Origin of the sequence: Streptomyces sp. NPDC051684 (assembly GCF_044453445.1) — a bacterium.
Lineage (GTDB): Bacteria > Actinomycetota > Actinomycetes > Streptomycetales > Streptomycetaceae > Streptomyces.
In genome coordinates this window covers 83346-105126 of record NZ_JBITCS010000009.1, presented here as the reverse complement: position 1 = coordinate 105126, position 21781 = coordinate 83346, and the positions used below count along the sequence as shown (strand labels likewise).

General features: G+C 72.3%; 14 protein-coding genes. 7 read left to right on the top strand and 7 right to left on the bottom strand.

From position 1 onward, the window contains the following. Positions 1–154: 154 nt before the first annotated feature. From ACIA8D_RS13600 to ACIA8D_RS13590, 3 genes are all read left to right on the top strand, one after another. The gene (locus ACIA8D_RS13600; protein ID WP_399231678.1) at positions 155–523 is read left to right on the top strand and encodes a hypothetical protein; all 369 of its coding nucleotides are present in this window, start codon (positions 155–157) and stop codon (positions 521–523) included. Further along, positions 520–876 (top strand): hypothetical protein, encoded by a 357-nt coding sequence (locus ACIA8D_RS13595; protein WP_399231677.1) that lies wholly within the window; start codon positions 520–522, stop codon positions 874–876. Before ACIA8D_RS13600 ends, ACIA8D_RS13595 begins: the two co-directional genes overlap by 4 nt. A 70-nt stretch (positions 877–946) precedes the next feature. Then, positions 947–1750 (top strand): hypothetical protein, encoded by an 804-nt coding sequence (locus tag ACIA8D_RS13590; RefSeq protein ID WP_399231675.1) that lies wholly within the window; start codon positions 947–949, stop codon positions 1748–1750. 27 nt (positions 1751–1777) lie between these two features. Here ACIA8D_RS13590 and lon read toward each other — a convergent pair whose 3' ends face one another. Then, entirely contained in the window at positions 1778–4183 is a 2406-nt protein-coding gene (gene lon / locus ACIA8D_RS13585) for an endopeptidase La (RefSeq protein WP_399231673.1), read from the bottom strand. Between the two features lie 195 nt (positions 4184–4378). Here lon and ACIA8D_RS13580 point away from each other — a divergent pair, with 195 nt between their 5' ends. The 4 genes from ACIA8D_RS13580 (at position 4379) to ACIA8D_RS13565 (ending at position 11070) form a co-directional block, all read left to right on the top strand. Further along, positions 4379–5062, top strand: coding sequence for a spermidine synthase (locus ACIA8D_RS13580; RefSeq protein WP_399231671.1), 684 nt, complete (start codon positions 4379–4381; stop codon positions 5060–5062). A gap of 93 nt (positions 5063–5155) precedes the next feature. Beyond that, positions 5156–5893 carry a response regulator transcription factor gene (locus ACIA8D_RS13575; protein ID WP_266714016.1) on the top strand — a complete coding sequence of 246 codons (738 nt, stop codon included), beginning with the start codon at positions 5156–5158 and terminating at the stop codon, positions 5891–5893. After that, positions 5890–7020 (top strand): ATP-binding protein, encoded by a 1131-nt coding sequence (locus ACIA8D_RS13570; protein WP_399231669.1) that lies wholly within the window; start codon positions 5890–5892, stop codon positions 7018–7020. Before ACIA8D_RS13575 ends, ACIA8D_RS13570 begins: the two co-directional genes overlap by 4 nt. A 240-nt stretch (positions 7021–7260) precedes the next feature. After that, entirely contained in the window at positions 7261–11070 is a 3810-nt protein-coding gene (locus ACIA8D_RS13565; protein WP_399231668.1) for a multifunctional oxoglutarate decarboxylase/oxoglutarate dehydrogenase thiamine pyrophosphate-binding subunit/dihydrolipoyllysine-residue succinyltransferase subunit, read from the top strand. Between the two features lie 74 nt (positions 11071–11144). On the opposite strand, the gene fxsT is transcribed toward ACIA8D_RS13565, so the two are convergent. The 6 genes from fxsT to ACIA8D_RS13535 form a co-directional block, all read right to left on the bottom strand. Then, entirely contained in the window at positions 11145–14156 is a 3012-nt protein-coding gene (gene fxsT, locus ACIA8D_RS13560; RefSeq protein WP_399231666.1) for an FxSxx-COOH system tetratricopeptide repeat protein, read from the bottom strand. A gap of 141 nt (positions 14157–14297) precedes the next feature. Then, complete coding sequence (locus ACIA8D_RS13555; protein ID WP_399231664.1) at positions 14298–15728, bottom strand: aKG-HExxH-type peptide beta-hydroxylase; 1431 nt, start codon at positions 15726–15728, stop codon at positions 14298–14300. Continuing rightward, positions 15728–16945: an FxsB family cyclophane-forming radical SAM/SPASM peptide maturase gene (locus ACIA8D_RS13550; protein WP_399231662.1), complete on the bottom strand. Its 1218-nt coding sequence runs from the start codon at positions 16943–16945 to the stop codon at positions 15728–15730. The genes ACIA8D_RS13555 and ACIA8D_RS13550 overlap by 1 nt, the downstream gene beginning before the upstream one ends. Positions 16946–17070: 125 nt before the next feature. After that, complete coding sequence (gene fxsA, locus ACIA8D_RS13545) at positions 17071–17277, bottom strand: FxSxx-COOH cyclophane-containing RiPP peptide (RefSeq protein ID WP_399231660.1); 207 nt, start codon at positions 17275–17277, stop codon at positions 17071–17073. Positions 17278–17310: 33 nt separating this feature from the next. Beyond that, positions 17311–20718 carry an SAV_2336 N-terminal domain-related protein gene (locus ACIA8D_RS13540; RefSeq protein WP_399231658.1) on the bottom strand — a complete coding sequence of 1136 codons (3408 nt, stop codon included), beginning with the start codon at positions 20716–20718 and terminating at the stop codon, positions 17311–17313. Between the two features lie 4 nt (positions 20719–20722). Next, positions 20723–21742 (bottom strand): AAA family ATPase, encoded by a 1020-nt coding sequence (locus ACIA8D_RS13535; protein ID WP_399231656.1) that lies wholly within the window; start codon positions 21740–21742, stop codon positions 20723–20725. Positions 21743–21781 lie beyond the last annotated feature (39 nt).

Genomic DNA, 21781 nt, shown 5'->3' with positions numbered 1-21781 from the left:
AAACGCCACTAAGTTTCAACATGGTGCAGGGAGTTCTATGTCGCTGCAATGCGAGTCACATGAGGCGTACAGTCCGTAACCAAGGAAAGACCCCCGCAACCGTTTGCACCGGCCCGGGGGCATGGCCAACCTGTCCCATTGAAAGCAGGTCGACATGGTCCACGTTATCGCCCTCCTTCTCCTGCCGCTGATGCGGCTGCTCCTCCCGCCAACCGGCCGTCGCCGAGCCCCACTTGAATGCATCCCCGCCCCGGCGCACGCCGCCCCGGCCCCACTCCCGACATCGCCGCCCTACGCCCCCTCCCGCCCCCGCTGGGACCCGCCCCTCCCCGGCGAAGCCAGCCCGCTCGTACGTCCCTACCTGATCGCCCACGAGATCGCGGAACGCGAAGAGGTCACGGAACGTGACGAACGGCGCGCGCAGCGGGCCCGGCGGCGGGCGCTGTGGCTGGCCGCGTACGGCGTCGACCTCGGCCCGCGCACCATCCACGGCGTGCGCGTCGGGTCGGGGGTGGCGGCGTGAACTACGGAGAACAGCGCTCCGCGATCGAGCGCCTGCCCTGGACCGCACCCGACGGCAAGGCCTGCTACGTCGTGCGGGACAGCCCGGACGTGCCGGACGGGCCGCAAGGCCCCGTCACCCGGCGCACCACGGTGTACGCGGAAGCCCAACTGTCCATGGCGGAACAGCTCGTAGGGCACGCCGAGGCCCTCCTCTCCGCAGGGACGAGCGACCGGGACGAGTTGCGCTACGTCGGCCGACGGCTGGTCGAATGCCTCACCGATGTCGTACGACTCGCGCGCGAGGACACGCGCGTAGCCAGGCTGACGGCGGGATCCGGCCAAACTTCCGCTCAGGGCCACTCCGAGGATTGACGGGCCGACGTGCTGCGCAGGGACGACCGTGAACGACTCACTCGCCCCGGCGCAGCACAAAGGTCCTCGCATGACGATTCCGTCCCCTCAGCCCTCTCAGCCCCCGCAGTCCTCTCAGTCCTCTCAGTCCTCTCAACTGCCGCAGGTCGCACAGACCGCGCAGTTCGACTCCTTCCTGACCAATCTCACCTACGCGCGCCGGATGGTGGACGCGGGCAAGATCCTGGAAGCGCTCAGTCCGCGCGGCGTCGACACCGAGGACTTCTACCGGGCCGCGTGGGTCCAGGCGATCGGGGCGCTTGAGCACTGGGTGCAGGAGGAGACGCTGCGGCGGGTCACCGAGGAGGCCGTCAAGGCGAGCCCGGACATGCCGAGGCGGCTGCGCGAGTACCCGTTGCCGCTGCACCGCATGGAGGCGGTGCAGCGTGGCGAGGTGCGGTTGGCCGACGCCGTCGTGGAGCGGATCCGCGAGGACGTGGCGTACCGGGCGCTCCAGAACCCCGACGCCATCGCCAAGATGATGGCCCTGGCGACGGACGCGAAAGTGTGGCGCGAGGCGGCGAAGTGGGTCAACCGGCGGTTCCGGCACCGCACGTCCTTCGACGAGAAGTCCCTGCGCGGCAAGTACGTCACGCTGCTGCGCCGCCGCAACCAGATCGCCCACGAGGCCGACCTGCTCGACGGTGACCACACGCGCCGCCGCCCGCTGACCGCGGCCGAGGCCGGGGACGCGATCGACTGGATCGAGCACATCGCCCTCGCGCTCGCGCGCGCCCTGCACGGTGAACCGGCCGGGTCGACGAGGGCCGCCGGTGTCCCCGCGCAGGGCGGGGAGGCGGCCGCGCCCCAGCCTCCGGCACAGGCCGGAACCTGACGCGCGGCACGCCGCACCCCGCGAGGGTCACGCCGCGACCGGAACCCCCAACTCGGCTGACACCAGCGCCAGTTCGAGGACCTGCCGCACGTCCGACACCGGATGCACCTCCAACTTCTCCAGCACCTCCGCAGGAACATCGTCCAGATCCGCCTCGTTCCGCTTCGGAATGATGACGGTCGTGACCCCGGCCCGGTGCGCGGCGAGCAGCTTCTGCTTGACGCCACCGATGGGCAGCACGCGCCCGGTCAGTGACACCTCACCGGTCATCGCCACATCCGTACGCACAAGCCGCCCGCTCAGCAGGGACGCCAGCGCCGTCGTCATCGTGACGCCCGCGCTCGGTCCGTCCTTCGGGACGGCGCCCGCCGGGAAGTGGATGTGCGCGCCGCGCTCCTTCAGGTCGGCGACGGGCAGCTCCAGTTCGGCGCCGTGCGAGCGCAGGAAGGAGAGCGCGATCTGCGCCGACTCCTTCATGACGTCGCCGAGCTGACCGGTGAGGGTCAGCCCCGCCGCGCCGGTCTCCGGGTCGGCGAGGGACGCCTCCACGAAGAGCACGTCACCACCGGCCCCGGTCACCGCGAGCCCCGTGGCCACGCCCGGCACGGCCGTGCGTCGCTCGGCCGGGTCCTGCGCCGACTCGGGCACGTGGTGCGGCCGCCCGATGAGCGGACGCAGATCGCCCTCGCCGACGGTGAACGGCAGCTCCCGCTCGCCGAGTTCGTGCTGCGCGGCGACCTTGCGCAGCACCCGCGTGACGGACCGCTCCAGGTTCCGTACGCCGGCCTCGCGCGTGTACTCGCCGGCGAGCTTGCGCAGCGCGTCGTCGCCGATGACGACCTCTTCGGGGGCGAGCCCGGCACGGTCCAGCTGGCGCGGCACCAGGTGGTCGCGGGCGATGACGACCTTCTCGTCCTCGGTGTAGCCGTCGAGCCTGACCAGCTCCATGCGGTCGAGGAGCGCCTCCGGGATGGCCTCCAGGACGTTCGCGGTCGCCAGGAAGACGACGTCGCTCAGGTCGAGCTCGACCTCCAGGTAGTGGTCGCGGAAGGTGTGGTTCTGCGCCGGGTCGAGGACTTCGAGCAGCGCCGCGGCCGGGTCGCCGCGGAAGTCGGAGCCCACCTTGTCGACCTCGTCGAGCAGGACCACCGGGTTCATCGACCCGGCCTCCTTGATGGCGCGCACGATGCGGCCCGGCAGGGCCCCCACGTACGTACGCCGGTGGCCGCGGATCTCCGCCTCGTCCCGGACGCCGCCGAGCGCGACGCGGACGAACTTGCGGCCCATGGCGTGCGCGACGGACTCGCCGAGCGAGGTCTTGCCGACGCCGGGCGGGCCGACGAGCGCGAGCACGGCGCCGCCGCGCCGCCCGCCGACCACGCCGAGGCCGCGGTCCGCGCGCCGCTTGCGCACGGCCAGGTACTCGGTGATCCGCTCCTTCACGTCGTCGAGGCCCGCGTGCTCGGCGTCGAGGATGCCGCGGGCGCCCTGGATGTCGTACTCGTCCTCGGTCCGCTCGTTCCACGGCAGTTCGAGGACGGTGTCGAGCCAGGTGCGGATCCAGGAGCCCTCGGGCGACTGGTCGCTGGACCGCTCCAGCTTCTCGACCTCCTTGAGCGCGGCCTCGCGGACCGTCTCCGGGAGGTCGGCGGCCTCGACGCGCGCCCGGTAGTCGTCGGACTCCTCGCCGTCGGCCTTCTCACCGTTCAGCTCGCGCAGCTCCTTGCGGACGGCGTCGAGCTGGCGGCGCAGCAGGAACTCGCGCTGCTGCTTGTCGACGCCCTCCTGGACGTCCTTGGCGATGGTCTCGGCGACGTCCTGCTCGGCGAGGTGGTCGCGCAGGTGCTGGGTCGCGAGCTTGAGCCGCTCCACCGGGTCGGCGGCCTCCAGCAGCTCGACCTTCTGGGCGGTGGTGAGGAACGGCGAGTAGCCGGAGTTGTCGGCCAGCGCGGAGACGTCGTCGATCTGCTGCACGCGGTCCACGACCTGCCAGGCACCGCGCTTCTTCAGCCAGTTCGTGGCGAGCGCCTTGTACTCCTTGACGAGTTCGGTGATGGCGCCGGGCAGGGGGTCCGGCACCTCCTCCTCGACGGTCAGGCCCTCCACCCACAGGGCAGCGCCGGGGCCGGTCGTGCCGGCGCCGATGCGCACGCGGCCGACGCCGCGGATCAGCGCGCCGGGGTCGCCGTCGGCGAGGCGTCCGACCTGCTCGACGGTGCCGAGCACGCCGGTGTTCGCGTACGTGCCGTCGATACGTGGAACAAGAAGCACCTTCGGCTTGCTGGGTCCAGTACGCGCGGCGGCCTGCGCGGCCTCCACCGCGGCTCGTACGTCGGTGTCGCTGAGGTCCAGGGGCACCACCATTCCGGGCAGCACGACCTCGTCGTCGAGGGGCAGCACGGGCAGGGTGAGCGGTGTGGACGTCGAAGCCATGATCTCCCCTTTGGCAGTCAAGTTGAGTTACATGGACTCAATGCACGACGGCCTCCAGATGTTCCGGGACGGGCGTTCGCTGTCAGCGATCACGGCTTCGACCGACCCGGGTCGCCCTCTGTGACGAGCGCCATGTGAGACGTGGACCACAGAAAACCCCCACGGCCACCCCACCGGTCGGCCAGAATGGCGGCCATGACGACCCTGCACGACCCCGATCCACCCGTCGTCCTCGATCGCCGCGAAGGCCCCTTCGGCGAGGTGGTCCTGCGCCGTCACGGCGACCTGCTCCAGATCATCGCCAACGGCACGTTCCTGATGGACACCTCCGACGGCCGCTCCGAGCGGCGGCTCGTCGACTCGGCCCTGGCGGCCCTCGACGACCGGGAGGAACCGCGCGTCCTCATCGGCGGCCTCGGCGTCGGCTTCTCCCTCGCGCACGCGGCCGCCGACCCGCGCTGGGGCGGCATCACGGTCGTCGAGCGGGAGCCCTCGATCATCGACTGGCACCTGTCCGGCCCGCTGCGCGAACTGTCCGCGCCCGCCCTCGCCGACCCCAGGACGGCCATCGTCGAGGCCGACCTCGTACGACACCTGCGCACGGCCACGGACACCTACGACGCGCTCTGCCTCGACATCGACAACGGCCCCGACTGGACGGTCACCGAGGACAACGACACCCTTTATGGGCTGTCCGGCCTAACCGCCTGCATGGACCGACTCGACCCGGGCGGTGTTCTCGCCGTATGGTCCGCACAGCCGTCAGCAAATTTCGAAGAAACCTTGCGGAATGCCGGTTTCCAGGCGGTGCGCACCGAAGAGATCCCGGTTGTCCGGGGCGTCCCTGACGTGGTGCACCTCGCCCTGAGGCCCACGTAGCCGACCGGCGGTAACTCCCCGTACGCTGACGTCCGAAACCCGATTATTCAAGCGTCAAGCGCGTCACGACGGCGCGCACTCAGGGGCGGGGCGATGGAGCAGACACACACCTCCCACAACACCACCACGACGACACAGGGAGCCCAGCGACGGGTCCTTGTCGTCGAGGACGATCCGACCATCGTCGATGCCATCGCCGCCCGGCTGCGTGCCGAGGGATTCCTCGTGCAAACCGCGCAGGACGGTCCGGCGGCGGTGGACACGGCCGAGGCCTGGCAGCCCGACCTGCTGATCCTCGACATCATGCTGCCCGGCTTCGACGGCCTGGAGGTCTGCCGCCGCGTGCAGGCCCAGCGCCCGGTGCCGGTCATGATGCTCACGGCGCGCGACGACGAGACGGACATGCTCGTCGGCCTCGGTGTCGGCGCCGACGACTACATGACCAAGCCGTTCTCCATGCGGGAACTGGCGGCGCGCGTGCACGTGCTGCTCCGCCGCGTCGAGCGTGCCGCGCTGGCCGCCACGACGCCGCGCAGCGGCATACTGCGACTGGGTGAACTGGAGATCGACCACGCGCAGCGCCGCGTGCGGGTCCGGAGCGAGGACGTGCACCTCACTCCCACCGAGTTCGACCTCCTCGTGTGCCTGGCGAACACGCCGCGCGCGGTCCTCTCCCGTGAGCAGCTGCTCGCCGAGGTGTGGGACTGGGCGGACGCCTCGGGCACCCGCACCGTCGACAGTCACATCAAGGCGCTGCGCCGGAAGATCGGCGCGGAGCGCATCCGCACCGTGCACGGCGTGGGCTACGCGCTGGAGACGCCGAACCCGTGAGCGACGGGGACCGGACTCGGGCATCGGGCGGGCGGCCGCACCGGCCGCCGTTCAACCCTCAGTGGGCGTCCGGCGGTCTGCGCCCCTTCTCCGTGAAGGCGAAGCTGGGCACGCTCGTCGTCGTCTCCGTCTTCATCACCACCGGCCTGCTCATGGTGGCGATGTACACGGCGACGGAGCTGCGCTTCATCACGGTGTTCTCGATCATCGCCACGCTGCTGATCACGCAGTTCGTGGCGCACTCGCTGACGGCCCCGCTCGACGAGATGAACACGGTCGCCCGGTTCATCTCCAACGGCGACTACTCGCGCCGGGTGCGCGGCGCCGGCCGGCGCGACGAGATCGGTGACCTCGCGGTCACCATCAACCGCATGGCCGACGAGCTGGCGGCCCAGGACCAGCAGCGCAAAGAGCTCGTGGCCAATGTCTCGCACGAGCTGCGCACGCCCATCGCGGGCCTGCGCGCGGTCCTGGAGAACGTCGTCGACGGCGTGATGGCCGCCGACCCCGAGACGATGCGCACGGCGCTCAAACAGACGGAGCGGCTCGGCCGCCTCGTCGACACGCTGCTCGACCTGTCCCGCCTGGACAACGGCGTCGTGCCGCTGAAGAGCCGCCGCTTCGAGGTCTGGCCGTATCTGTCGGGCGTCCTGAAGGAGGCCAACATGGCGGTCTCCCAGCGCGCCGGCATCGCCTCGGGATCCGGCACCCACACGCGTACGGACGTCCATCTGCACCTCGACGTCTCGCCGCCGGAGCTGACGGCGCTCGCCGACCCCGAGCGCATCCACCAGGTCGTCGCGAACCTCATCGACAACGCGGTGAAGCACTCCCCGCAGCACGGCCGTGTCACCGTGCTCGCCCGCCGCGGCCCCTACCCCGAGTCGCTCGACCTCGAGGTGCTCGACGAGGGCCCCGGCATCCCGCAGTCCGAGTGGCACAAGGTCTTCGAGCGCTTCAACCAGGGCGACGCCACCGGCGACAAGGGCGACGGCGGCACGGGCCTCGGCCTCGCCATCGCCCGCTGGGCCGTGGAACTGCACGGCGGGCAGATCCGGGTGGCCGAATCCGCTCGGGGCTGCCGGATCAAGGTCACCCTTCCGGGAGAGCCCGGAACGCAAAGTTGACGTAGGGTTTCGGTCAGGCAAGGGTCAAGAGCGCGCCGGGCACACACGAACACGCCGGGCGCGCATCCGAACGTACCGAAACCTCGCTTGTTTCCCGCCATTTCTCGGCCCGAAACGCGACTTCCAGTGTGACTTACGTGACGGATCACCGGCCCGGTCTGCACGTCCCGTGAATGGAGGCGTAGCCTTTATTCCCGCTGTCCATCACCTTGTGAGAAGCGGAAGAGGGCGGTTACCGCCGTGTCGCCACAGTCCCCCAGTAACTCGAGCATCTCCCCCGAGACCGACCAAGCCGGGCAGGGCAAGAACCCTGCAGCGGCCTTCGGCCCCAACGAGTGGCTCGTCGACGAGATCTATCAGCAGTACCTCCAGGACCCGAATTCGGTTGACCGAGCCTGGTGGGACTTCTTCGCCGACTACAAGCCAGGTGCCGCGGCCGCGGGGGCCGCGTCGACCCCGAAGCCGGCCGAGAAGCCCGCGGCCCCGGCCGCACCCGCAGCGCAGGCCCCCGCCGCGCCCGCGCAGCCCGCAGCCGCAGCTCCCGCACAGGCTGCCGCCGCGAAGCCCGCCGCCGAGGCCGCGCCCGCCGCGCCGAAGCCGGCCGCTGCCGCGCCCGCTCAGGCCGCGAAGCCTGCCACCCCTGCACCGAAGAAGGCTGAAGAAGTGACGACCGAGGCCCCTGCCGGCCCCGAGCTCGTGACGCTGCGCGGTCCCGCCGCCGCCGTCGCGAAGAACATGAACAAGTCCATCGAGGTCCCCACGGCGACGTCCGTGCGCGCGGTCCCGGTGAAGCTGCTGTTCGACAACCGCATCGTCATCAACAACCATCTGAAGCGCGCCCGGGGCGGGAAGATCTCCTTCACGCACCTCATCGGGTACGCCATGGTGCAGGCCATCAAGGCCATGCCGTCGATGAACTACTCCTTCCAGGAGAAGGACGGCAAGCCCACCCTGGTCAAGCCGGACCACGTGAACTTCGGTCTGGCCATCGACCTGGTGAAGCCCAACGGCGACCGCCAGCTGGTCGTCGCGGGCATCAAGAAGGCCGAGACGCTGAACTTCTTCGAGTTCTGGCAGGCCTACGAGGACATCGTCCGGCGCGCCCGCGACGGCAAGCTCGGCATGGACGACTTCACCGGTGTCACGGTCTCCCTGACCAACCCCGGCGGCCTCGGCACCGTCCACTCGGTCCCGCGTCTGATGCCCGGACAGTCGGTCATCATGGGCGTCGGCTCCATGGACTACCCGGCGGAGTTCCAGGGCACCTCCCAGGACACCCTGAACAAGCTCGGCATCTCGAAGGTCATGACGCTCACGTCGACCTACGACCACCGGGTCATCCAGGGCGCCGCCTCCGGCGAGTTCCTGCGCATCGTCGCGAACCTCCTCCTCGGTGAGAACGAGTTCTACGACGAGATCTTCAAGGCCCTGCGGATCCCCTACGAGCCGGTCCGCTGGCTCAAGGACATCGACGCCTCGCACGACGACGACGTCACCAAGGCCGCCCGCGTCTTCGAGCTGATCCACTCCTACCGGGTCCGCGGCCACGTCATGGCCGACACCGACCCGCTGGAGTACCAGCAGCGCAAGCACCCCGACCTCGACATCACCGAGCACGGGCTCACGCTGTGGGACCTGGAGCGCGAGTTCGCCGTCGGCGGCTTCGCCGGCAAGTCGATGATGAAGCTGCGCGACGTCCTCGGCGTGCTGCGCGACTCGTACTGCCGCACCACCGGCGTCGAGTTCATGCACATCCAGGACCCGAAGCAGCGCCGCTGGCTCCAGGACCGCATCGAGCGCCCGCACGCCAAGCCGGAGCGCGAGGAGCAGCTGCGCATCCTGCGCCGGCTGAACTCCGCGGAGGCCTTCGAGACCTTCCTGCAGACCAAGTACGTCGGTCAGAAGCGGTTCTCCCTGGAGGGCGGCGAGTCCGTCATCCCGCTGCTCGACTCGGTCATCGACGCCGCCGCGGAGAACCGTCTCGACGAGGTTGTCATCGGCATGGCCCACCGCGGCCGCCTGAACGTCCTGGCGAACATCGTCGGCAAGTCGTACGCGCAGATCTTCCGGGAGTTCGAGGGCAACCTCGACCCGAAGTCGATGCACGGCTCCGGCGACGTGAAGTACCACCTGGGCGCCCAGGGCACCTTCACCGGCCTGGATGGCGAGCAGATCAACGTCTCGCTCGCCGCCAACCCGTCCCACCTGGAGACGGTCGACCCGGTCATCGAGGGCATCACCCGCGCCAAGCAGGACATCATCAACAAGGGCGGCACGGACTTCACGGTCCTGCCCGTCGCCCTGCACGGTGACGCGGCCTTCGCGGGCCAGGGTGTGGTCGCCGAGACGCTCAACATGTCGCAGCTGCGCGGCTACCGCACGGGCGGCACGGTCCACATCGTCATCAACAACCAGGTCGGCTTCACCGCCGCCCCGGAGTCCTCGCGCTCCTCCATGTACGCCACGGACGTGGCCCGCATGATCGAGGCGCCGATCTTCCACGTGAACGGCGACGACCCCGAGGCCGTCGTCCGCGTTGCCCGTCTGGCCTTCGAGTTCCGCCAGGCGTTCAACAAGGACGTCGTCATCGACCTCATCTGCTACCGCCGCCGCGGTCACAACGAGTCGGACAACCCGGCGTTCACGCAGCCGCTGATGTACGACCTGATCGACAAGAAGCGCTCGGTGCGCAAGCTCTACACCGAGTCCCTCATCGGTCGCGGCGACATCACCCTGGAAGAGGCCGAGCAGGCGCTCCAGGACTTCCAGGGCCAGCTGGAGAAGGTCTTCACGGAGGTCCGCGAGGCCGTCTCGCACCCGGCCGCCGCCGAGGTCCCCGACCCGCAGGCCGAGTTCCCGGTGGCCGTGCAGACGGCGATCTCCCAGGAGGTCGTCAAGCGCATCGCCGAGTCCCAGGTCAACATCCCGGACCACGTCGCGGTGCACCCGCGACTGCTGCCGCAGTTGCAGCGCCGCGCGTCGATGATCGAGGACGGGACGATCGACTGGGGCATGGGCGAGACCCTCGCCCTCGGCTCGCTGCTCCTGGAGGGCACGCCGGTCCGGCTCTCCGGTCAGGACTCGCGCCGCGGCACCTTCGGCCAGCGCCACGCGGTCCTCATCGACAACAAGACGGGCGAGGACTTCACCCCGCTCCTCTACCTGTCGCCGGACCAGGCCCGCTACAACGTCTACGACTCGCTGCTCTCCGAGTACGCGGTCATGGGCTTCGAGTACGGCTACTCGCTCGCGCGTCCCGAGTCCCTCGTGATGTGGGAGGCGCAGTTCGGTGACTTCGTCAACGGCGCGCAGACCGTCGTCGACGAGTACATCTCGGCCGCCGAGCAGAAGTGGGGCCAGACCTCCGGCGTCACGCTGCTGCTGCCGCACGGCTACGAGGGCCAGGGCCCGGACCACTCCTCGGCCCGTGTCGAGCGCTTCCTGCAGCTGTGCGCGCAGAACAACATGACGGTCGCCATGCCGACGCTGCCGTCGAACTACTTCCACCTCCTGCGGTGGCAGGTGCACAACCCGCACCACAAGCCGCTGGTGGTCTTCACGCCGAAGTCGATGCTGCGCCTCAAGGCCGCCGCGTCGAAGGTGGACGAGTTCACGACGGGCGGTTTCCGTCCGGTCATCGGCGACGAGTCGGTGGACCCGAACGCGGTCAAGAAGGTCGTCTTCGTGGCGGGCAAGCTGTACTACGACCTCGAGGCCGAGCGGCAGAAGCGCGGCGACTCGGAGACCGCGATCATCCGCGTCGAGCGTCTGTACCCGCTGCCGGGTGCCGAGCTGCAGGCGGAGATCGCCAAGTTCCCGAACGCCGAGAAGTACATCTGGGCGCAGGAGGAGCCGGCGAACCAGGGTGCCTGGCCGTTCATCGCGCTCAACCTGATCGACCACCTGGACCTGGCCGTCGGCGCCGACGTCCCGCACGGTGAGCGCCTGCGCCGCGTCTCGCGGCCGCACGGCTCGTCCCCGGCGGTCGGCTCGGCCAAGCGCCACCAGGCCGAGCAGGAGCAGCTGGTGCGCGAGGTCTTCGAGGCGTAGGGCCCCGGAGCACAGCGACGGACCGAAGGCCCGGTCCCCGAAAGGGGGCCGGGCCTTCGGCCGTGTTCAGGCGCTCACGTCACCTGGGGTTCGAAGTCCCAGTGCGGCCGGTTGCGGGCCCGCGCCGACAGGGTGTGGATGTGCTGCTTGCCCAGCGTCGCGGTCAGATCGGACAGGGCCTCCTGCTCGGTCTTCTCCGCCTCCTGCCGGTGGCCGAGGCCCCGCAGGTCGGCCGCGTGCGCGACGCGCGCGGTGAGGGTGAGCGGGTGCGTACGGCCCAGGGTCTCGGCGGCGCGGGCCGCCGCCGAGGCGCTCAGCCCGGCCGCGGACTCGGTGTCCCCGACGAGGTTGCGCAGCGCCGAGGCGTTCACGGCGCAGCCCACGGTCCACGGATGGTTCTCGCCCACCGCGGCCGCCATGTCGGTCATCGCCCGCTCGATCAGGTCGTGCGCCAGATCGCGCTCGCCCACGCTGCGCAGGATCAGCGCGTGGTTCGCTCGGGCCCCCGCGATGAACGGGTGGCCTTCGGCGAGCTTCTCCTCGTAGCGCGCGAGGACGTACTCGCTGGTCTCCCGAGCCTGGTCGATGTCGCCGTGCTCGCGGGCGAAGCAGCTGTGGCTGACGGCGGCGGCCAGCGTCTGCGGGTCGTTGTCGCCGAGCTGGCGCTCGTAGCGCTCCCGGACGCGGGTGAACATCGGGCCCGCCCTGCCGTGGTCGCCGAGCCGGTACAGGCACTGCGCGAGGTTGTGTTCGGCGAGCAGCGTCTGCGGGTTGTCGCCGCCCATGACGAGGCGGTACTCCCGCACGTTCTTGGCCTGCATGGACTCGGCCTCGGTGTAGCGGCCGAGCAGGCGCAGGTTCGTCGCGTAGTGGATCTCGGAGAACAGCGCCCACGGATGGCGGCTCTTGAGGAGCAGCCTGCGCGCCTCCAGGGTGCGGCGGTCGATGTCGAGGCTGTCCTTGTAGCGGCCGAGCAGGCGCAGCGCGAAGCCCAGGTTGTTGAGGGCGTTGAGGGTCCGGGAGTCCTGTTCGCCGAGCAGTTCGCGGTAGGCCGGGTACAGCCAGTCGTACAGCTCCCGCGCGTCCTCGTAGCGGCCCAGGCCCCACAGGTCGGCGCCGCGGCCGATGTTGGCGCGCAGATAGTCCAGGTCCTGGGCACCGCGCTCGGCCAGCAGGTGGTCGGCGGCGGTCCGCCCGATCTCCTCGGCGCGCTCGTACTCGCCTGCCGCGCGCAGCAGGTTGGACAGGTGGTACGAGAGGTCCCAGACCCGCTGGTGGGTGTCGCCGAGGCGGCGCTTCCAGGTGGCGAGGGCGCGTTCGCCGAGCTTGATGCCGGAGACGTACTCGCCCGTGAAGTACATGTAGCGCAGGCAGTTGAGGACCATGTTCTGGACCTTGCGGTCCGTGCTGTTCAGGACGTCCGCGTACTTCAGGTGCGGCACGATCGCCGCGTACTCGTCCCACAGGCGGGTGTCGGTGGCGCGGCCCGGGTCGGCGGCGGCGAGCGCCCTGCGGACGACGTCGATGAACTCGCGCCGGTCCTCATCGGGCATGTCCTTGTGGACGATCTGGTGGACCATGCGGTGCAGGTACAGGGACTCGCCCGCCGCGGCCGACTCGTCGCCCACCGTCTCGTGGGACTCCAGGCGGACGACGGAGTACTGGCGCAGCTGGTTGATCGCCTTGTTCCACAGCAGCGGGTCGTTGAGCAGCCCGGCGACCTGCTCCGGCAGCTCGTCGTGCGGCATCTCGCGCAGGAGGCGCACGGGGATGAAACCGGGCGCGAAGAACGTGCACAGGCGCAGCAGGTCGATGGACTCGGGGACGGTGTCGCGCAGCTTGTTGAGCAGGATCGACCAGGCGGTCTGGAAGGCGACGGGGAAGTCGGCGGAGACCTTGACGACGTCCTGGTCGATGCCGCCCTCCAGGAGCCCGATGTACTCCTCGACGGACATGTCCGAGTCGTTGAGCCAGCCCGCCGTCTGGTCGAGCAGCAGCGGCAGGTCCTCCAGGGCCTCGGCGAGCTGGTCGGCGTCGGGTTCGGAGAGCCGGGACGCGCGGCGCCGGATGAAGGCGACGGACTCCTCGCGGGAGTAGACCGGCACTTCGAGGAGCTTGCTGTTGTGCTCGCTCCACTCGGGATTGCGGGAGGTGATCAGGACGTGGCCGGGGCCCGTGGGCACCAGGTCCCAGATCTGGTCGGGTTCGTCGGCGCCGTCCAGGACGAGCAGCCAGCGCCCGTACGGGTCGCCGCGGCGCAGCGAGTCGCGCACGGCGCGCAGCCGCTCGCCGTACTCGGGCCCGGTGGACAGGCCGAGCTTCGGGGCGAGTTCGGCCATCAGGCGGCGGTACGTGACCCGGCCCTCGGCGTTGACCCACCACACGACGTCGTACTCGGAGCCGAAGCGGTAGACGTACTCGGCGGCCAGCTGGGTCTTGCCGACGCCGGACATGCCGTGCATGGTGAGCACGCCCGCGCCGGGCTCGGCGCCCTGGAGCAGGTGGTACGCGTCGTTGAGCAGCGGCTCGCGGCCGGTGAAGCGCGTGTTGCGGCGCGGCACTCCGCCCCACACCTCGGGCATGGAGGCGGGGAAGCGCGGCCCGCGCCGCTCCCCCGCGGCGGGCTCCGGCAGCGGGTCGGTCGGCAGGTCGAGCCGGTCGAGCAGGCGGCGCTCCGCCTCGTCGGCGCCCATGTTGGTGAGCTGGGTGGCGGCCAGCACGGTCGTGGCGGTGGGCAGCGGCGCGGTGGTGACGGAGACGGCCGCGAACCGGGCGGCGTCGGGGGCGACGACGTGGCGCAGCGCCGCGTTCCACTCCTCGTGGGTGCGCGGGCCGAGCTGGAAGTACCACTCGCTGACGATGACGAGGATGCGGCCCTCGGCGAGCTTGAGGTCGCCCAGCAGGTCGGCGAGCGGCACATCGGCCCGGGAGTCCCAGCGCGCGTACACGACCCGCAGGCCGCGCCGCTCGAGCCGGTCCCCGATCCAGGCCGCCCAGGCCCGGTTGAACCCGGCGAAGCTGATGGTGACCGTGGTTTTCCCGGCCCCCTTGCCGGTGGCTCCGACCGGCCTACGGATTGCGGACATGCAGCGGCCTCCCGGCACGTAATGGTCGAACCTCGGCGCGACACCGCGACAGGGTCGGGACGGCCCTGCCCCGCCTGTGTGCGCCGCGCTCGCATCCCTTCCCGCTCATGCCCCGATCTTCGCTCCAACCGGGCCCGAATATCACCCAGTTGACCGCATCAGGCGCGCGGAGAACAGGGTTCGGGCCGCGTCCACGTAGGCACGCGCGCGTGCGGCGTGCCCGCGGGGCGCCGGGTGCTCGTCGAGTCGCTCGTACGTGGCGACCATCTGGTCCACGAGCCGCCGGCCCTGCTCGGTGAGGTCCGTCGAGCCGACGACGGCGGGGAGCGCGGCGCCGACCTGCTCCTTGCAGCGCGCGTGCACGGCCCACGCCGACTCGCGTTCGGCGGTCCTGCCGACGCGCAGCGCGCGCCGCTGGAAGAAGTCGGCGAGCGCCAGATGCGAGTACGCGCCCTGGAGCAGCCCGTCGAAGGGGCGCGGGTCGGGGCGCCACGGCGCGAAGTAGCGGGCCGCGCCGCCCGCCCGGTGCAGCGGCACCAGCTGGGCGACCGCGAGGAGCTTGGTGTGCTGGAGCTCGTGGACGAGCGTCGCCGCGAACACGGGGGCGGTGGGCGGGGTGCTGCTGAGGACCGCGCCGAATGCCTCGCGCCGGGTGCCGCTGCACGTGCCCGCGGTGGCGTCGTACGGGTCGGAGCCGGGCGGGGCGGTGAGCGGGACGAGGCAGCGCAGCAGGGCGACGGCCTCCGCGAGGCGCTGCTCGCCACCGAGGCGCAGCTCGACGGCGGTGCCCGACCAGGCGTGCAGCCAGCGTTTGCGCTCGGCGTCGTCGAGGGTCGCGGGTTCGCTTGCGCCCCGGTAGTGCGCGCCGCCCTCCGCCCCGCGGTACGGGTCGAGGTCGTCGAGCGGGGTGGGGTCCGCGCCCGCGGTGAGGCCGGGCAGCGCGTAGGCGGGCGTCCAGGCGGGGTCGTCGGACCAGGCTCCGGTGCCGCGCTCCAGACGGACGACGACGGGGGCCCGGCCACGGCTTCGGATCTTCACCTGGCCGTACTTGCACGCCACTTCGTACGCGGTGTCGTCCGGCTCCGAGGTGCGCAGCGCGCCGAGCGAGGGCAGGCCGAGGAGTCCGTCGCGGGCCGTCAGGCGGACGGTGAAGGGGATGCCCGCGCGGGCGGCCGCCGCGGCGGCGAGGGCGCTGAAGTGGGCGAGTTCGTCCGCCAGTCGCCGACCGCGTTCGGGGGCTCCGGGGCGGTCCGGGTCGGTGCGCAGCAAGGTCAGGCAGCGCTGGGCCCAGGGGCCGACCAGCGGGTGCAGGAGGCGTTCGCGGGCGGGCGAGTCGGCGGGCCGCGGGGTCGTGGCGTCCGCCGCCTCCATGAGCGCCCAGTCCTCCCTGAGGCGCCTGCGGGCGGACGGCGGGCACAGGCGCGGGTCCGCTTCCGTCGCGGCGTCGAGCACGGCGCGCAGCGTGAGCAGTCTGCGGGTGTCCTGGGCGCGGACGAGCAGCGCGAGGGCCTGCGGGCCGCCTTCGGTGCGGCCGAGTTCGCTCAGGGCGTGGTCCGGGAGTGCCGGAAGCATCACGGGTGGTCCCCTTCGGGGTGGGCGGCGGGCACCGTGTCCGCGGTGAGCACCGCCGCCACATGACGGATGAAGCGCTGCAGGTCCGCGCAGTACACGGACGGGTTGGCGAACCCGTGTCCCGCGCGGTAGCGGTGGGCGTACTGGCCGCCGCCGCAGACGTCGAGCAGCGGGCAGGCCCGGCAGTCGGCGCCGAGCGCGGCGGCGCCCGCCTGCCGGGCGGCGACGGCGGGGTGGGCGAGCGCCGCGTCGAAGTCGTGCCGGAAGACGTCGAGTCCGGTCCACGCGGCGCCGTCGTAGGCGGACTTGAGCGAGTCGACCTGCTCGATCGTCCCGTCGGTCTCGACGACGACGGCGTCGAAGGGCGCGAGGCCGAGCGGTTCGACGGACGAGGGCAGGCCGAGAAGCAGCGCGAGGCACTCCTCGAAGAGCCGCACCCGGGTCTCCCGGTGCCCGGCTCCCCACCAGCGGTCGAAGGCGGCGCACAGCCAGCTGCCGTACACGGTTCCGCTGGGCTCCCAGCTGGGCGGCGGCGCCGACCAGTTGCCGTGCGGCAGCAGCAGGTCGAGCGCCGGCGGACGCAGCGTCAGCAGCGACTCGTACGTCTCGACGGGGTCCTGCGCGGGGTCGATCACGGCGAGGATCCCGGCGTATGTGTCGGGGAAGCGCTCGGCGGCCAGGCGCGCCCCACGGGCGGCGGCGGTCCAGGAGGGGCGTCCGGCGTGGTCGACACGGCGGGCGTTGTGGGCCTCGAGGCCGCCGTCGAGGCTGATGCCCACGCGGACGCCGTGCCGGGCGAGGGTCGCGAGGCGCCGTTCGGTGAGCAGGGTGGCGTTGGTCTGCACGACGGCGTGCACCTGGCACCCCGTGGGGGCCCGTTCGCGGACGAGGGCGGTGAAGCGGCCGAGCGTGGCGGCGCCCGCGAGCAGCGGTTCACCGCCGTGCAGGACGAGCGAGAGGTGCGGGAGTGCGTGGACGCGCGCGTGCTCGGCGATCCGGGTCGCGGTGCGGTCGAGGACCTCGGGCGGCGCGGCGGCGGGCCGGTTCCGCCAGGTGTGGTCGGGGCCCTCGTACAGGTAGCAGTAGCGGCAGGCGAGGTTGCAGCGCCCGTGCACTTTGACGACGAACTGCCGGAAGGGGACGGCCGGGCGGCATGGTGCCCGTGCGGCGGTCCCCTCGGGGACTCCAGCGACTCCAGCCACTCCGGTACCCCCCATGCCGTGCGCCCGCAGTACGGGCTCGCGCGTACGGGGCGCCTTCCCGGTGGGGCGCGCGGCACAAACGTGGTCGGTTCAACGTTGTCCGGTTCGCTCGCGCGCGGCGACCGAAACCGGTCGGGGCGTCACAGCGCGCTGCTGAACCCCCAGAGCATCTCGCCCGGCCGCTCCTCGCGCTCCCGCAGATCCTCCAACACCTCGTCCAGTACCGGGTGTTCGGCCTTGCGCAGGTCGGCGAGGCTCAGCTCGGTCGGGTCCGGGCAGGGCTCGACGTGCTCCGCCTGCCGCGGCGGCTGCGGGCGGGCGGTCCTCGGTTCTCCCCATGCGTCCATGACGTTCCCCTCTCCCCGGCCGACGGCCCGGTGTCAGTCCAGCTCGGCGAGGCGCTCCGCTGTCTGCCGTGCCGTCGGTCCGCTCCTGGTCACGGTGTCCTCGGGCAGCCTCGACCACTCACGACGCGCCGCCCGATAGGCCTCACGGGCGGCACGCGGCCGCGCCGCCGCTTCGTAGGACATACCCCGCAAGTGATGTGCCTGCGCGCCCAGGAGCACGGCTTCCTGGCGGGACCGCTCGGTATCGGCCTCCCGTTCGGCGCCGCGGGCCGACTCGGCGGCGTACCGGAACGCGTCGACGGCCTCGTCGAGGCGGGCCGGGCGGCCGAGGCTGCGGAACACCTCGAACTGCACCTGGCCGAGTTCGAGCCAGCTGCGCGCGGCGGGCAGGAAGTCGTCCGCCTCGGCGGCGGCGAGGCCCAGGAGGTACTCGGCCTCGCGCAGGTCGACGCGGTCCCCGCGCGCGCGGTAGCGCAGCATCAGGGCGCGGCCGAGCAGCAGCAGCCGGTGGGCGAGCCGGGCGCTGCCCGCCGGGGTCTGGGCGCGGCAGTCCCGCAGCACCCGGATCGCCCGCGACAGCGCGTCCTGTTCGGCGGGCGTGGCCGGCGCGGCGCCGGCCCGGCTCAGCAGTACCTCGCCCCACTCGGCGAGCGCGTCGGCGTGGGCTGCGGAGTCCCGCGGCATCCAGTGCGCGGCCTGTTCGAAGTGGCCCGCGGCTTCCTGGAGTTCGCGGGGGTCGCCGGACTCGGCGTGGCGGGCGCGGGCCACGCGGGCGGCCCGCAGCAGGACGGCGGCGCGCAGCCGCTGGTCGCGGGCGGCCGCGAGGGCCTCGTCGACCCGCGCCGCCGCCTCGTCGAGTCCGTCGCCGCAGACGAGCAGGGCGTCCACGAGGTCGAGCAGCACCCGCACCCGTGGCACGCCGCCCGGGTCCCCCGCCTCGCTGTTCAGGGCGGTGCGCAGCGAACCCGCCGCCTGCTCCGCGTACTTGACGGCCTGCTCGCCGTCGGCGGCGGCGCCGGACAGCCGCAGCAGGATCCGGCCGTGGGCGAGCGGGAGTTCGGGCGGGTGGCTGCGGCCCTGCCAGGTGTCGACGAACGCCTCCAGCATGCCGACCGCGCCCTGGAGCAGCGCGCTGTCGCCGCCGAGTCGCCACTGCGCCTCCAGGGCGCCGACGCGCTCCAGGGTGAGCCGCAGCGCCTCCTGCTCCGCGAGGTCGGGCACCGAACAGGCCACCGCGTACTCCCGGTCGGCCCTGCGCAGAAGTTCGAGCGCGCCGCTCCGGTCGCCGCGGCGCCTGCGGTCCGTGGCGGCGGTGGAGAGCACGCGCGCGAGGACGGCACGTTCGCGCAGCGCGTGCGGGTGGGCGGCGGCCCGCTCGGCGGCCTGCTCGGCCTCGCGCAGCAGCTCGGCGCCGCCCTGCACCTCCCACAGGCGCAGCACGCAGTGGGCGTACTCGGCCCACAGCTCGAAGTCCCGCTCCGTGGGCGACTCGTGCTCGGCGGCGCCGCGCAGCAGCTGCACCGCGTCGATGAGGTCCTGCACCATGCGCTCGCCGTCGAAGCGGGCGGCGAGAGCGCGGGCGCGGGTGACGGCGGGGTGGGTGGGCGGCGCCTCCTGGGCGCCGTCCTGTCCGGGACGCCCGTACAGCGCGAACTGTTCGGGCAGCGGCATGAAGCGCTCCAGGACCCGCGCGGCGACCTCGGCGAAGGGCTGCGGGACCAGGTCGGCGCCGTTCGCGCCGGCGTCCCCGCTGTCGCCGCCCACGGTGTGCGGCGGCCGGTATCCGGTGCCGGTCACCGTGGGGCGGTCGGTGGCCGAATCCCCGCCGCCCCCGGCGTCGTCGCCGTCGCCGAGCTGGGCCAGCGCGAGGGCCGGGAAGTTGGGGCCGCCCTTGCCGAAGCGGGCCTCGATGTACTCGGAGCAGTGCTTGAGGACCAGCACGGCCTCGTCCCTGCCGAGCGGCCCGAGCAGCGACTCCTGCACGCCCGGCGCGAACTCGTACCACTGCACACCGTCGCCGCCGTCGCCCCCGTGCTCCTCCTTGGTGCGTGTGAGCAGCCCGCTGAGCAGCACCTCGGCCAGTTCGGACGGGCCCGAACCGGGCAGCATCGTCCGCTGCACCAGCTGCATCACCGGCAGGCACAGTGGGGCCGCCGCCAGGAATCCGGCGAGCCGGCTCGCGTCCGGCGAGGCGGTGGAGCGGAACCGGGAGACCAGTTCGAGCACGGAGGGCCGCTGCGCCTGCCGCCCCGCCGACGCCCGCCGCTGGTCCGCCCTGACCCAGCCGACGGCCCCGGACACCGGCCCGGCGCCGGCCCCCGACAGGAGCCGCGCCCAGGCACCGAGCGCCACCGGCTCGGGCGGCAGCACGGGCACCGGGAGCGCGCCCGCGCGCGCCTGCGCCGAGGGTCCCGAAGGCGTCCGCACGCGCAGCGCCGCGGCGCCGCCCAGCGCCTCACCGCGGCTCAACTCCCCGTACGAGACCGGGAGCCGGGTCCTGTTCCACATGCGCTGCGGCAGGGGCTGGAGCACGGCGGCGGGGGCCTGCCGCGCCAGCTGGTGCAGGAGCCGGTGGGCCCGGCCGCTGCGCCACAGCGGGCCCGCGCAGTCGCTGACGAGGAGGGTGACCTGGCGCCCCGACGGGTCGCTGAGCCGGTCGGTGGAGTGCAGGGGCGCCCCGTACAGCTCGGGGCTGCGGCTGACGGCGGCCTGCGCGTCCGGGCCCTCGTGCAGATAGCTGACCTGGATGTCCCAGAAGGCGCCCAACTGGCCGAAGACCTGCTCCAGTTCGGTGAACATCCGGTCCCACACGCGCATCGAGGAGGAGGCGTCCATCACGAGGCTGAGCCGGGCGTCGGCGCGGGTCACGGCCCGGAAGACCGGCAGCACGAGGCCGCCCGCGCGCGCGGTGCGCTCCGCGGTCGCCGTCTCGTCGAGCACCGAGCGCAGCGGTGGGGCGGCGCTGCGGTAGCCCTGCAACGGCCGCAGGGCGCGCTGGAGTTCGAGCGGGGCGGGGAACGCGGGCGCCGCGGGGACGCCGACCGGGAGCGGTGCGGTGCGGCCGCCGCCGCGTGCGCGACCGTTGCCGGAGCGCGGGACGGGGTACAGCGCGACGCGCCGTTCGCCGCCCTCGCCGTACACCTGGGGAGCCGGCGGCTCGGGCTCGCGCTCCACGGGCTCCGGGGCCGGGGTGATCGGCACCTGCGTCGGCAGAGGGCCTGCGTAGCCGGGCCGCCCGAGGGGGGCGGGCTCCGACTGCTCCACGGTCTGCGCGGGGCGCGCGTACCTGGCCAGCCACAGTGCGTCGCACAGCCCTTCGGCGTCGGGGTCGAGCCCGATCCGCCGCAGCCTGGCGATGAGTTCGGCGACAGGGTCGCCGCCCTGGCGTCCGGGTTCCGAGGGCGAACCGGGACCCTGACGCGCCGTCGCGTCGGGAGTCACCGCTTCACCTCGGGCGGTCGAGTCGCTGGATCAGGAGGTCGGCGAAGGACTCGCGGCTGGTGGGGGCGGCGGCGTCGGTCAGATAGATCGCGTTCAACAGCTGGTCGGTGGCGAGGAGTTCGCTGCGCGAGCGCTCCAGGAACCGGTTGATCAGATCGTCGCCCGCGCGTGCCGCCTCGTCGCCGAGGTGGGCGCGGACGAAGGTGGCGAGCCGGTTGTGGTCGGGCCTGCCGAGTTCGAGGTGGATGCAGCGGCGCATCAGCGGGGCGGGGAAGTCGCGCTCCCCATTGCTGGTGAGCACCACGAACGGGAAGGCGTTGCAGCGCACCCGGCCGTCGCGGACGCGGACCTTCACGCCGTCGGCGGTGAGCACCTCCGCCTCGCCGTCCGGTAACCGGTCGGCGACCCGCTCCAGTTCGGGGATCGCGAACTCGCCCTCCTCCAGTACGTTCAGCAGGTCGTTGGGCAGGTCGATGTCGCTCTTGTCGAGCTCGTCGATGAGCAGCACGCGCGGTGTCGGCGACGGCAGCAGCGCGGTGCCCAGCGGCCCGAGCCTGATGTAGCTCCCGATCCCCTCGACGGCCCCCGGCGACCCGGCCGCCGAGCCGAATCCGCCCTGCGCCGCGATCTGCACGTCCTGGAGGCGGGCGATCGCGTCGTAGTGGTAGAGCCCGTCCTGGAGCGTGGACCGGCTGACGATGGACCAGCGCAGTACGTTGCCCAGGCCCAGCTCGTACGCCACCGAGTGCGCGAGTGTGCTCTTGCCCGCGCCGGGGCTGCCCGTCACGAGCAGGGGGCGGCGCAGATACAGCGCCGCGTTGATCATTTCGAGCTCTTCGGCGCCGGGCCTGTGCAGCTCCGCCAGGTGCCGGTGCGCGCCGAGCCTGCGGTCCTCGGAACCGTCTCCACCGTTGGAGCCCCGCCCCGAGAAGTCCCGCCAGGGCGGCGGCGGGGGCAGGCGGTCGAGGCCCTCGTGGGGTTCGCCGGCGCCACGGTAGATGAGCCACTCACTGGATTCGGTCATGGTCCGGTCCTCGTCGTCACTCGTCCAGCAGGGCAGCCG